The organism is Paenibacillus sp. FSL E2-0201 (assembly GCF_037963325.1).
In the GTDB taxonomy this organism is placed as follows: domain Bacteria; phylum Bacillota; class Bacilli; order Paenibacillales; family Paenibacillaceae; genus Paenibacillus_AQ.
Map to the genome: position 1 here is coordinate 3785853 of NZ_CP150154.1, position 12497 is coordinate 3798349.

Sequence of the window (12497 nt, forward strand, 5' to 3'; positions counted from 1 at the left end):
TATGAATATCCATTCAGTTCACGAAAGGAAGGAGATTTTTTCATGAATATGAAGCAATGGGATCGAATTCGGACGGGACAGGGATTTATAGCTGCCTTGGACCAAAGTGGTGGAAGTACACCTAAAGCGCTGCTGCAATATGGCATTAAAGAGGACAGCTACTCCAATGAAGATCAAATGTATGCAATGGTTCACGAGATGCGAACGCGCATTATCAAGAGCCCAGCATTTGATTCAAAGTATATACTGGGTGCCATCTTATTTGAGAACACTATGGATCGTCTCATTGACGGGAAATATACTGCTGATTATCTGTGGGAGGAAAAAGGCATTGTTCCCTTTCTAAAAATCGATAAAGGACTTGCCGATCCAGAAAACGGGGTACAGCTCATGAAGCCAATTCCCGGCTTAAATGATCTTCTGAAGCGGGCCAACGAACGGAATATCTTTGGAACGAAAATGCGCTCGGTGATTAAAGAAGCCAATCCTTCCGGCATCAAAAAAGTGGTTGAACAGCAGTTTGAAGTCGCCAAGCAAATTTTAGAAGCGGGACTGGTTCCGATCATCGAGCCTGAGGTTGATATCCATTCTTCTGATAAAACAGCGTCGGAAAAGCTGTTAAAAGAAGAACTTTCAGCTCAATTGTCTAAACTGGGCAAAGACATAAAGGTCATGCTTAAGCTCTCTATACCCACAGAGAATAACTTTTACCGCGAGTTAATGGACGATCCTCACGTTTTAAGAATTGTCGCTTTGTCCGGCGGTTACACACAAGCTGAGGCCAACAATAAACTCGCTCACAATCAAGGATTAATCGCCAGCTTTTCGCGTGCTTTATCGCAAGGACTAACTGCCGGGCAGTCAGACGAAGAGTTTAACGCACTCCTCTCCAAATCTGTAGAAGCAATTTATGCTGCCTCTATTCAATAAGCAGCTCTTTCCCTCGTGAAGGCCTAAGACATAAAAAGGGCTGTTTCCCTGACAGGTAAATTACCTGCCGGGAAACAGCCTTTTTTTTAATTTGATTTACTTTTTTGAAGGGTATTTCTCGCAAATAGTTAGTTGCCCCTTCTGCTTAAGTCACAAGAAATAAAATGAACCGCATAATTACTGATTACATCATTTTATCTCACGTAAAAAAGGGCTTCACCACGCCTGCACGTGAGGTAAAACCCTAAATCCACTAACTTTTAGGTTATCTTAAGCCGAAACTACTAGTATTAAAGCGATGAATGCTGGAAGGCCTTGCATAAACAAGATAGATTTTTTCACTGTCAGTGCACCATAAATCGCAGCCACTATAACAGTGCAGAGGAAAAAGATTACAACTTGGTGGCCGAAATTCACATTCGGATGAACCAGTCCCCAAATTAGACCAGCAGCTAAAAATCCATTATACAACCCTTGATTCGCTGCTAGAGTTTTAGAAGCATCTGCAACTTCCTGCGTCATTCCAAAAACTCGAAGCCCTTTGGGCTTTGACCAAGCGAACATTTCCAAATAGACAATATAAATATGCATTAACGCAACGAGACCGACCATGATATTACCTGCTAGGATCATTTGATTAACTCCTCTTACTTTAGTTTGTACACAATTTAATTGTATCACATATTAATTAAAAATGTACATTCCATCATCATTTTCATATTAAAGGCACTCAAATCCCCTTCCTAGTAATGAACAAAAGAATGCAGAAATCAAGCTACTGATTTATGGAGTTTTTAAAGTCCTATTCGTCTGGTCAACTTATAGAATCTTAACTATAATTAAGTGTACGAGACGAAGAACGTCCCGATTCATTCCTTTTTGAATGGATCGGGACGTTCTTTCGTTGATTAAGGGGGAATGATTAAAGATGAACTTCGAAACGGCGCATGATTCATTTATTCAATACCATTTACAAAAAAGATCAGGGGAACGCAAAGGTCGCTTGGAACGTGGACACCGGGAAGCGGAGAAGCTATTTTGCCGCAACGTTTGGTGGTCTCTACGATTGAATTTTGACGGTCTACATCCAGAATTCGAAGTGCTCGATTGGCGGGGTCAATCCTATTTCTGTGACTTTGCATACATCACTCGGTATGTGAAGCTAGTCATCGAAATCAAAGGTTTTGGTCCACATGTTCGAGATATGGATAGAAATAAATACTGTAATGAACTGAACAGAGAAACCTTCTTATCTGCAATGGGATTTCAAGTTATTTCATTTGCATACGACGACGTCGCTAATCGTCCCGAGATTTGCATGACACTGTTGCGAATGCTGCTTAGCCGATATCAGTCAGAATCTTCTCCAGTTAGTCTGGAGAGTGTGGCGGAACGGGAAATCATCCGACTTGCCTATACGCTTGCTCGCCCATTACGCCCAATTGATGTAGAGATTCATTTAAATATCAATCATCGATCAGCCGTTCGAATGCTGCATTCCCTCTGCACCAAAGGGGTGCTCTCACCTGTAACCGGACCAGAAGGAAAACATGTTGTAAAGTATGAACTCCAGCCCAACACGATGAACCGCTTGTAGAAATCCTGCAATTTTACATCTTTTAAGTCCTTTATTCATCCACGGAGGAGTTTTCCTGCATACATACAGTTTTTCACTAATTTTATGATAACCAAGGTTAATTTAGAGTCATATTCCTGTATATTTGCAGCAATATCCCTAACCAACACCTAATTAACTGATAAAAATTGTACTTTTGCAGTTTTTTAGTCGAGTTCAGTTATAGATTTTGAATTTTGGATTCTGGGCTTCTGTTTATGTAATCTAACATGGCAACTTGTCTCCCGATAGCATCACTCAGTTCATTTTTATTGTATCGCTTCATCACCCTTAAAGTTATAAAGGAACATAAGAAAATGTTTGTATTTTGTCATCTTGGAGGGCTTATGAAGCAGCTATTCGAACCCGTTGTTTTTGAAGAACATCAGACCTTAGTGTGGGATTACATAATATATACAGACGACTATTACAAAGGTTATTATCACTGGCATCAATGCTGTGAAATCATGTTCTTGCATGGCGGTCAGGGAAATGTTGTTGTCAATCAGCAGATGTACGATATCCGCAGGGGGATGTTATTCTTTTTCCAGCCCTATCAGCTGCACCGGATCTATTCTGAGGTCTCTCCCGCTTGTCCCTTTGAAAGATCCATCTTCTATATTGATCCATATGTTGCGGAGAACCTGCTTGAAGGCTTTTCAAAAAGAAAAGCTACTATTATATTGAAGCTGTCGCAAAATTGAATGGCTGGAAACATCGGATCTTCTAACAGATAAACGATTAATTTAAAATAACAAAAAAGAAGCCTCTCTTTATTAAATGGAAGATCAATGCACCATTTAAAAAGAGATGCTTCTTTATACGCCTATAAGTTACTCCTCCATGATTGCCGCTGCACCCTCCAGCAGCATCAAGCCGCTGAGTTGAATGCTCAGTTGAACTGGAAGCCCCGGTTTCACTTCCCATGATGGACTACACAGACCCCGCTGTTTATCCAGACCTTTTTCCCACAACTGCAAAGCATTGGCCATGATTACCTCACGAATCCGGATTGCCTCAGGAACCACTCTACAAAGCTGAACCAGATAACGAACTAGAATACCTTTGAATAATCCAGTATCATCAATACCTTCATCAGGTAACATCAGATTAATCGGATTGCATAGACGATCGATACATGTATTAGCTGTCCGATTTGCATCTTCCAAGTAATGGACTTCACCCGTATTCTTATACAGCTCTAACCCCGCACCTAAAAAAACACCCTGACAATACGTAAATTCCCAATCGTAATCGATCTGGCCATCTCCAAGCCTGTTTATTCCATCCCATACAAAACCAGTCGCCGGATCTACTAGATACGTCTTGTTCCAATCATAGATACGGATTGCCCACTCCAGGTCCTCCTGCTTTTGAAACTGTTCATATAACCGAGCTGCTAGTATGGCAGCGGGTGCATTGGCAGGTGTGTTTTTATAATCGAGCTGATCCTTCTTCCAGGCCAAACCGCCTCCAAAATGATCATTCCAAGCCGATTTTATATCCTCCCATAGATCTAGCACAGCGTCTAAGTAACCTTCATATCCAGTAACCCGATAAGCACGTAGCAGCGCCAATGCCGTCCATTCCATATCATCATAGTAATTATGCCTGAAAGTCCCACCGTTATAAGCTTGGAGATGTTCACTCAATTCCTTGATTCTCAGTGAATATGCAGGATCTCCGCTACGCTCGTAGCCATCCACTAGAATATCAATGACATGAGCCTGCCACCAGTAATAAAAATTCTCACCAGCAACATTATACTCCCTGGGATACCATTGATTCATGATCCCCGTCTCCACATTATAATAATTACGTTCTAGACATTGTTGGAACCACTCCGACCTTTCCTGCCAGTTAAGCGCTTCTAGGGCTTCTTTTGCTTGTGTCATTAAAAGTTCACCTCAAATCTGATCCTTAGTTAATTCAGCCATCTTCTCCAATAACTTCATTGCACTAAGTTGGGAGCTGAGCTGAATTACACCAGTAGATGACAAAGTCCAATCTGTGCCAAACAAAGCTGCGTCCTCTGACTTTCCTTGCTCCCAGAGAGATTCAGCATTCCTACGCAGAAAATCGACAGCTTCAACAGCTGCGGCATCAGCTTTGACCCATTCTGCCGTATACCGAATCAGGATTCCTTTGAACAATCCAGCATCTCCATTTCCTTCGTCTGGAAGTACACCGCCCTTAGCCTCAGCAAGCTCATGAGCAGCAGCGGAAAAAGTTAATCGAGCATCCTCTAAATAGGATTGATTCTTAGTGATACGATAGAGTTCTACAGCTGCGCCAATATAGACACCTTGGTTATAGGAGTATTTCCATTCCTTATCAATCTGACCATCGCCAGTACGATTCATGCCATCCCATACAAAACCCGTCGTCGGGTCTACCAGATGTTCTTTTTGCCATCTATAAATTTTTTGTGCCCATTCTAGATTTTCAGCTTCTCCGAAGGCTTGATACAAACGAGCTGCCAGAATAGCCGCCGGTGCATTGGCAGGTGTATTTTTATAATCCAACTGTGACTTCTGCCAAGCGATCCCACCACCCATATGCTCGTTCCAGCCTGTCTGAATGTCTTCCCATAAAAGAAGGGCTGTATCTTTATAAACTTCCTCTCCTGTTGCTTGATAGGCACGGAGCCACGCGAGAGCCATCCATTCCATATCATCATACAACTCGTTGGGCCACACTCCCCCATTTCGTCGCAAAAGACCTTCATGAAGCGCGGAAAGCCTTTCGGCATACCATTCCTCTCTAGTTCGCTGTAATCCATCTACCAATACATCCACAGCATGAGCCATCCACCAATAATGAAAAATGGTATTACATTCTCCGTTCGGACAAGGTGTTTCTATATTGTACATTTTGATCGCGTCATTCCAGAATAATGAATCCAGCGCGGCTTGTGCTTGATTCGCCCGTTCCTCCCAAATTCCGATCTCCAATTGGTTCATATAAACTCTCTCCCTGATTCGATTTTTATAGAATTAACCTTTAATGCCACTGAATGCAATCCCCTGCACAAAATAACGCTGAAGCGCCAGAAAGAGCACCAATATTGGCAAAATCGCAACAAGCGCACCAGCCATCATTGGACCGTAATCCGTTTGGAAATTATAGGAGAAAGCTTGAAGTCCCATCTGGATCGTCGCTTTATCCGGGTCATTCAATACAATCATGGGCCATAGGAAGCTGTTCCAGCCCGCTTGAAAAGTAAAGATGCTTAAAGTCGCCAGCGCTGGTTTGGTCAGCGGCAAATAAATACGCCAAAATATCTTAAACTCTCCACAGCCTTCGATCCGGGCCATTTCCATCATGTCACTAGGTAGAGTAAGAAAGAATTGCCGCATAAAGAACACAGCAAAAGTTCCTGAAGCTCCCGGAAGAATAATCCCCCAGAAGGAGTTCATCAACCCGTTCCCCCCACTGCCAAAAATATCGTTGCCTCCGAAAAATGGAATATGACGCATGACATAAACTGTAGGGATCATCGTCACTATGCCCGGTATCATCATCGCCGCTAGCAGCACGCGGAATATTGGCTTATTGAGCTTAAAATTCAACTTTGCGAATGCGTAGCCACTGATCGAACCAAAAAACAGATTCGCCAGTACACCCGCTACAGCAAGCACAAGTGAATTCCAGAAAAAGAGGGCAAATGGAACCGTTGTAAATGCCTTACGATAATGCTCTAAGGTCAAATGTGAAGGAAACCACCGAATGGGCATGGCGAATATCTCTTCGTCAGGCTTCAAAGATGTAAGAACACTCCAATAGAAAGGTAGAAACATTACGATTGCAATAACAATGCACACTATATAATAAATAGATTTACTTAAGCTTCTTTTTAATAACGAACTTCCACTAGTATCCATACCTCTATCCCCTTTCTGCATGACAAGCCCGGCTTATACAATGGACTCCTCCGCCTTTGTGATCCGCATGTTTATAAGTGAGAATATGAGAATCGCCACAGCAAGCACAAAAGCTTGTGCAGACGCATACCCCATTTGCAATTGATTAAAGCCCTGCTGATAGATCAGATAGACCGGAGTTTTCGTCATATTCGCCGGACCACCCTGCGTCAGCACAAAAGCTTGGTCGAACAACTGTAGCGCGCCAATGATTGCCATCGTGCTGACTAGAAAGGTAGTTGGACGTAGTTGCGGCCAAGTAATATACCGGAAACAATCCAGTTTATTGGCACCATCCAGCCGTGCGGATTCATACAAATAATCAGGCACGCCTTGCAGACCTGCCAAGTAGATAATCATATTAGAACCTACCGATTGCCAGAGGGTAAGCATAATAATGGACAACATCGCCGTTCGGGTCTCGGATAACCAAGCTGGACCTGTAATCCCAACATAGGACAACAATCCATTAACCAAACCAAATTCAGGATGCAAAAGCCAGATCCATACGGTAGCAGCAGCAACGGCGGATGTAAGGGTTGGCAGATAATTCAGAGTGCGGAACAGCTTCACCCCACGCCAGCTTCGACTAAGTAAAATCGCGAGGAGCAGCGAAATCAGGATATTTAGCGGAACGAAAATGATCGAATAAAAAAATACATTTCGGAATGTTTTCCAAAGCAAACTGTCCTCTATCAAACGGCGATAGTTATCAAAACCGATCCAATCATTTCTACTAAGTACATCGTAATTGGTAAAGCTTAAATATAGCGCCATTACCACGGGGATGACCGTGAATACTGTAAATAGCAACACCGTGGGTGTAATAAACAGATAAGCCGTCCGCGCCTGATGTTTCTCTAGCTTTCTGATGGAAGCCATTTCAGCTACCCCCTCCTAAGCAAAAGGGAGGCAAAACCTCCCCTTTACTTCAAATGTCTTACTTATTACTTCACAACTTCATTATCCTTAAGCATTTTATCGCCTTCTTCTTGCGATTTCTTCAAGGTCTCATCAATACTCATCTTGTTTTGCTGGTTAAGCTGTAAATTAGGTGCCAAGGCGTCGGTTTCCATCACGGAATAACCAGGGTGGTTTGGACGAACCTTAGCGAACTCCAACGTTTCTAGAAACGGCTGCCACTTTGGATCATCCTTGAAGAATGGATCTTCCATTGATGGCTTATAACCTGGCAGATTAAGACTAGTCTTGGCCCAGAGCAAAGCGTTATCCTTGTTCGCCGTCCACCATTTGATGAACTCCCACGCCTCTTCCTTATGTTTGGAGCCTTCTGGAATCACTAGACCAAATCCACCCATTACACTGCCTTTATCCCCGCTTGGACCAGCTGGAGGAGGAACGATTCCATAATCCAGATCTTTACCATATTTGTTATAGGTGCTGAGCATCCACGGGCCGGAATACAGCATAGCAACTTTACCAGTAACAAAAGCATCTTGCCCTTCCCCAAGTCCAAGCTCGAACCCTACTTTATACACTTTATCCTTGTTCATCAGGCGATCCCAGAATTCTAGCACTTGCTTGCCTTGCTCATTATTAAAATTGGTCTTTCCATCCTCTGTAAGCATGGAGCCACCAGCTTGTTGGAGATACATATTAAAAAGCCCCAAGTCTCCCATTGAAAAACCTGCGATTTCTAATTTATTACCGTTCCATTTGGTTAGCTTAGTAGCTGCGGCCTCTAGCTCATCCCATGTTGTCGGAGGCTGAAGTCCCGCATCTGCGAGAAGCTTCTTATTATAGAAAAGAGCTCGGGCATCTACCGTAAGCGGCAGCCCATATAATTTATCATCATACGAAAGCTCCCTAAGGGACTCGCTGTAGAAATCATCTTTGGAAATGCCGTCACGCGTTAAGTATTCGTCAACCGGATGCAGTACGTTCTTCGGGGCATACAGTGAAGTTCTCCAACGATCCCAAAACAGTACATCTGGAGTACCGCCATTGGTCGCGGAAGTCAGGAATTTCGTGATCATATCCTGCTGCAGCACATACTTTACATGAATCTTATCCTGAGATTTATTAAAGGCATCGACCATGGTCTCAAATTGCTTCTGTCCCTCACCTCCCCAATCTCCCCAGAAGGTAAGCTCCGTCTTCTTCCCATCACCGCTTCCAGGTTTACTTGCAGTTCCGGACTCTTTACCGGCAGACCCATTATCGCCACCGCAGCCCGTAGCAAGTGAAGCTGTCATAACCAAAGCAAGTGTGGTAACCAGCCATTTTTTCATGTTCTCTATCCCCTTTAGAGTCGATTTATAAACCTTTTAGACGTCAGCTTCGCTTAACTTGCATCCCACAGTGCATAAGCAGCAGCTCACAGAACATCATATTTGCCCAAGAGAACCACGGACGTGTAAATTCATTCGGGTTATCCACATGGAACCCTTCATGCATAAATCCGGTGCCCGCATCCGTCTTCTCCAGCAGATTAAGCAAGGATTCCTGTTCTGCATTGCTAGTAGATGTCATTCCCTGAATCGCTAAAGCAATAGGCCAGATATAACGACTAGGCGTATGTGGACTTCCAATGCCAGCAGCCGCCTTTCCTGAGAAGAAATAAGGATTATCGCTGCTTAAAATAAGCGCACGGGTATTTTTGTAGATAGGATCATCGGCACTCACATAACCCAAATACGGGATAGAAAGCAGACTCGGCACATTTGCATCATCCATCAAATTCACCTGTCCACGGCCATCTACTTCATATGCATAGACTGGCCCAAACTCTGGGTGGTCTACGATTCCATATTGGCTTATCCCCTCATTAATCTGTTCAGAAAGTTTCCTGGCTTTCAATTCCAGTTCCTGATCCCTTAGTATCTCTCGGGCAATTTCACACACATACTCTAAAACAACCACAGCGAACATATTGGCAGGAACCAAATACCCGTATTCACAAGCATCATCACTAGGACGAAATCCAGACCATGTCATTCCGGTATAAGCCGTCAATGTCCCTTTGCCTCCGCGTGTTAATGTATCCGTAGGTGGACAGTTCATCCGCTGAAAAAGATACTTGGAATCGCTCTCATGATTCTGTTCGGTAGTCCATAATGCAATGATTCTTTCTACACCCTTTACAAATGAATTATTAAACTGACTAGTTCGGCCCGAATTCTTCCAGAGCAGATAACTCAGTTGGATCGGATAGCATAACGAATCAATTTCATATTTTCTTTCCCATACACCCGGGCTCATCTCCGTAAGATCCTCCTGATGGCCATTCCCATTCCCTTCTTCATTGAACGCGTTCGCATAAGGGTCAAGCTGAATGCAGGCGAATTGTCTTTGCACAAGTCCCTCAATCATGTCCGCAATTTCTTCATCCTCGGAGGCAAGGATCAGGAAAGGTCTAACCTGAGCAGCGGAGTCCCGCAGCCACATCGCTGGAATATCTCCGGTAATGACAAATGTGGTGCCGTTCGCCATTTGTTTTAAGGTTGTATTCCAGGTATTAGCCATACATTTCTCGAACATTTCGGCTAATTTTGGACGATCGTTCAGTTCTGCTTTTACATTAGATGCCAGTTTCTTCATCGACTCAGGGATTTCTCTGGTTGCTTTCAGTTATAATACCCCCTTTTTCTTTTTCCTTTGAAGCGCTTTCACAAATTAGTATATTGTCATGCGGTTAGTATGTCAATATGTTTATTTATCAATAATGATATATCAATATTTCTATAATGATAAACATCTATCTAAAACAAACAAAAAAACCCATCCCAAAAGATAGGTTTTTATATCAACTAATTTATGGATAATCGTTTTAAACTAATTGTTGAAAGCAAATAAAGTATTAGACTGGGGTCGTTGATTTGATGCGGTTTCAGAGTTAAAAAACTTCAGGTGTTTAAAAATAAGTTTTAGCTGATCGAGAAATTAAAGTCTTAGACTGCCGCTGCTTTGTTGAACTAACGTTCCCGTTAGTTCAATCGTGTTAGACTCCGTAGAACTCTTTTATCTTCAGCCAAGACTCATACCAAAATGTTTTCGATTTATATGGTATGGCAAACTCTATTTGTTTATCATTTTTTATTATAAAAACTGCATGATCTGTGGCTTTCAAACTATCTCCAAAACCAAAATATGCCCTTCCTATTTTCAGCCGAATTTTCCTGTTCACGATTGAGATATATGATGCATAATAGCACTGTGTAGAAAATCTGCTAAATCCTCATTGCTATATTGATTAAAGTAGTTATTGAATCGTGCATCGAATTTGTAAGTATCGGCAATGCAAGCCAGTAGCTCTGTATCACATGGCATGAATCGCATTAGATTTTTTTCCACTCCTCGATTAATCGCTGAACTTCATCGGAGGAAGGATGCTGATCGACACAAGACGCAATTTGCTTGAATACTTCCTCCTTCGATTGAAAACGTTCATCTTTTTCATCTTGTGATAGTTTATCCAACGTTTCATTAAACACATTATACGCTTCTGTTTCACCATAGATGAATCTCGCCTCATTTGCATATTGTTCTTTAATGGCAAAACGGAAGAATTGTTGAAAATTTGCAAATTACTAATATTATTCCCCGAAACGTATTCTTCGAGAGCAACCATGATGGTTTCTAGTCTTTGTTTTCTTGAAAATAAGGTTTGTCTCTGCTTCTTTAATATTTGATTCTGTTCTTACCTGGTCAGCTTTAAAATGTCCGCAATTTCTTTCAAGGAAAAATCCAATTCCTTTAAGAACAAAATCGTTTGAAGTTTTTCCAAACTGCTTCGATCATATAAGCGATACCCTTTTTCCGTCAGATGTGTCGGTTTAAATAAATCAATCCTATCGTAATAATGCAAGGTCCGGCTTGTAATACCTGTAATCTGAACAATATCTTTAACAGCTAATAATGGTTTCTTCATCCCAAAATCCTTTTACTTCGTCTAGTATTTAAGCAGCAGGTGTTATTGTGGCCTCAAAGATCGTTCTTCCTGTTTTTCTTAAATAATATTGGATTAAATAATATCCGCAAGCGTAGCCAGCACTATAAGGCATATTGACCGGTTCAAAGTTTTGAAGTTTGGCGATCTCGTCACCGTAAAGATACGGAGCAAATTTATCAAACCCTGTTAATTGCAATTGCTCTCTAAGGACAGGCTTTATGCGCCTGTTAAGTGTGTCTGCGTTTGTTTTCGTTACCCAAGGGACGAGCAATTCTTCGCCAAACATGAACGTAGCATAGTTTTCAGCTAATCCTTCACTTACAATGAGCTCGCCCAAATTAACGGTGAAAACACTAGCCCTCAACAGCGCGGTTTCTCTTAGGCCGCGTCTTTTGCATTTAATCCCTCCATAACAAACAACATAATATATTTTACCCGGGTAGAATTGACTTTTTATTTTTACCCGGGTAAAATTAGCGGAGCATTCAGAGGAGGATCTACAGGATGAGAAATGATCAAACGCGCTTTTGCTACACGGCATTTTTGGGTGCGGGAGTCGTCGCCAGTGGTTCGTTACAGCACGTTGTTTCTACAGTGAAGGATACTCTGGATGACAGAAACCTCACACAGTTGCTTATATTTGACGATACCACAGGGAAGCAAATAGATGTTGATTTTCGTGGGAAGACAGATGACGTGCTTAAACGATTAGGGGAGCAGTTTGGCGACTTGCCCGGTACGGAAATGAATCACCAGCCTTCACGGCGGGTCGGTCGACCCAAGCTGGGGGTTGTATCCGGTGAGGTTACATTATTGCCAAAAGATTGGGAATGGCTGAAGAGTCAACCTGGAGGAGCGTCGGTAACATTACGAGAACTCGTTGGTGATGCTCGCCGTGTTGGAGGAAAACAGAGCAAGATACGAGAGGCACAAGAAGTAACATATCACTTTATGACAGCTATGGCCGGGAACTTCCATCAATACGAAGAAGCTCTGCGGGCACTGTATGCTGGTGATTTGGATCGTTTTTACCACTGCATCGATGACTGGGCACCTGATATCAGAAACCATATCAAAAGATTAGCCGCTAATGCATTCCCTGAAGGGAACTAATGAA

At 42.5% G+C, this 12497-nt stretch carries 11 protein-coding genes and 2 pseudogenes; 4 read left to right on the forward strand and 9 right to left on the reverse strand.

The features are described from left to right. Positions 1-42: 42 nt before the first annotated feature. Positions 43-930 carry a fructose bisphosphate aldolase gene (locus NSU15_RS17110; RefSeq protein ID WP_339286883.1) on the forward strand — a complete coding sequence of 296 codons (888 nt, stop codon included), beginning with the start codon at positions 43-45 and terminating at the stop codon, positions 928-930. Between the two features lie 270 nt (positions 931-1200). On the opposite strand, the gene NSU15_RS17115 is transcribed toward NSU15_RS17110, so the two are convergent. After that, positions 1201-1563 (reverse strand): DUF1304 domain-containing protein, encoded by a 363-nt coding sequence (locus tag NSU15_RS17115; protein ID WP_339286884.1) that lies wholly within the window; start codon positions 1561-1563, stop codon positions 1201-1203. Positions 1564-1858: 295 nt separating this feature from the next. On the opposite strand from NSU15_RS17115, the gene NSU15_RS17120 reads away from it, so the two are divergent. Together NSU15_RS17120 and NSU15_RS17125 are read left to right on the forward strand one after the other, a co-directional pair. Then, positions 1859-2527, forward strand: coding sequence for a DUF559 domain-containing protein (locus NSU15_RS17120; RefSeq protein WP_339286885.1), 669 nt, complete (start codon positions 1859-1861; stop codon positions 2525-2527). 365 nt (positions 2528-2892) lie between these two features. Further along, positions 2893-3249, forward strand: a complete 357-nt coding sequence (locus NSU15_RS17125; RefSeq protein ID WP_339286886.1) for an AraC family ligand binding domain-containing protein — start codon at positions 2893-2895, stop codon at positions 3247-3249. A gap of 129 nt (positions 3250-3378) precedes the next feature. Here the strand turns inward: NSU15_RS17125 and NSU15_RS17130 are convergent, their stop codons facing one another. From NSU15_RS17130 to NSU15_RS17165, 8 genes and pseudogenes are all read right to left on the reverse strand, one after another. Continuing rightward, positions 3379-4440, reverse strand: coding sequence for a glycoside hydrolase family 76 protein (locus NSU15_RS17130; RefSeq protein ID WP_249923512.1), 1062 nt, complete (start codon positions 4438-4440; stop codon positions 3379-3381). Between the two features lie 12 nt (positions 4441-4452). Next, complete coding sequence (locus NSU15_RS17135; protein ID WP_249923513.1) at positions 4453-5508, reverse strand: glycoside hydrolase family 76 protein; 1056 nt, start codon at positions 5506-5508, stop codon at positions 4453-4455. A gap of 33 nt (positions 5509-5541) precedes the next feature. After that, on the reverse strand, positions 5542-6429 hold the full coding sequence (locus NSU15_RS17140; protein WP_076118832.1) for a carbohydrate ABC transporter permease: 888 nt from the start codon (positions 6427-6429) through the stop codon (positions 5542-5544). Positions 6430-6462: 33 nt separating this feature from the next. Continuing rightward, positions 6463-7350: a sugar ABC transporter permease gene (locus tag NSU15_RS17145; protein WP_042188999.1), complete on the reverse strand. Its 888-nt coding sequence runs from the start codon at positions 7348-7350 to the stop codon at positions 6463-6465. Between the two features lie 65 nt (positions 7351-7415). Further along, positions 7416-8720 carry an ABC transporter substrate-binding protein gene (locus NSU15_RS17150; RefSeq protein WP_076118834.1) on the reverse strand — a complete coding sequence of 435 codons (1305 nt, stop codon included), beginning with the start codon at positions 8718-8720 and terminating at the stop codon, positions 7416-7418. A 43-nt stretch (positions 8721-8763) separates the two neighbouring features. Next, a complete protein-coding gene (locus tag NSU15_RS17155; protein ID WP_339286887.1) occupies positions 8764-10029 on the reverse strand; it encodes a glycoside hydrolase family 125 protein in 1266 nt (421 codons plus the stop codon). Between the two features lie 582 nt (positions 10030-10611). Then, positions 10612-11359, reverse strand: a pseudogene (locus tag NSU15_RS17160) (MerR family transcriptional regulator). Positions 11360-11387: 28 nt separating this feature from the next. Then, positions 11388-11726: pseudogene (locus NSU15_RS17165) on the reverse strand (DUF2268 domain-containing putative Zn-dependent protease); the annotation flags it as partial. A gap of 158 nt (positions 11727-11884) precedes the next feature. On the opposite strand from NSU15_RS17165, the gene NSU15_RS17170 reads away from it, so the two are divergent. Continuing rightward, the gene (locus NSU15_RS17170) at positions 11885-12493 is read left to right on the forward strand and encodes a DUF2239 family protein (protein WP_060624160.1); all 609 of its coding nucleotides are present in this window, start codon (positions 11885-11887) and stop codon (positions 12491-12493) included. The last annotated feature ends 4 nt before the right edge of the window (positions 12494-12497 follow it).

Excerpts from the sequence above, each read along its gene's own strand:
- NSU15_RS17155 (WP_339286887.1), bottom strand. The coding sequence starts at position 10,029 with ATGAAGAAACTGGCATCTAATGTAAAAGCAGAACTGAACGATCGTCCA.
- NSU15_RS17170 (WP_060624160.1), top strand. The coding sequence starts at position 11,885 with ATGAGAAATGATCAAACGCGCTTTTGCTACACGGCATTTTTGGGTGCG.
- NSU15_RS17130 (WP_249923512.1), bottom strand. The coding sequence starts at position 4,440 with ATGACACAAGCAAAAGAAGCCCTAGAAGCGCTTAACTGGCAGGAAAGG.
- NSU15_RS17110 (WP_339286883.1), top strand. The coding sequence starts at position 43 with ATGAATATGAAGCAATGGGATCGAATTCGGACGGGACAGGGATTTATA.
- NSU15_RS17150 (WP_076118834.1), bottom strand. The coding sequence starts at position 8,720 with ATGAAAAAATGGCTGGTTACCACACTTGCTTTGGTTATGACAGCTTCA.
- NSU15_RS17145 (WP_042188999.1), bottom strand. The coding sequence starts at position 7,350 with ATGGCTTCCATCAGAAAGCTAGAGAAACATCAGGCGCGGACGGCTTAT.
- NSU15_RS17135 (WP_249923513.1), bottom strand. The coding sequence starts at position 5,508 with ATGAACCAATTGGAGATCGGAATTTGGGAGGAACGGGCGAATCAAGCA.
- NSU15_RS17120 (WP_339286885.1), top strand. The coding sequence starts at position 1,859 with ATGAACTTCGAAACGGCGCATGATTCATTTATTCAATACCATTTACAA.
- NSU15_RS17125 (WP_339286886.1), top strand. The coding sequence starts at position 2,893 with ATGAAGCAGCTATTCGAACCCGTTGTTTTTGAAGAACATCAGACCTTA.
- NSU15_RS17115 (WP_339286884.1), bottom strand. The coding sequence starts at position 1,563 with ATGATCCTAGCAGGTAATATCATGGTCGGTCTCGTTGCGTTAATGCAT.
- NSU15_RS17140 (WP_076118832.1), bottom strand. The coding sequence starts at position 6,429 with ATGGATACTAGTGGAAGTTCGTTATTAAAAAGAAGCTTAAGTAAATCT.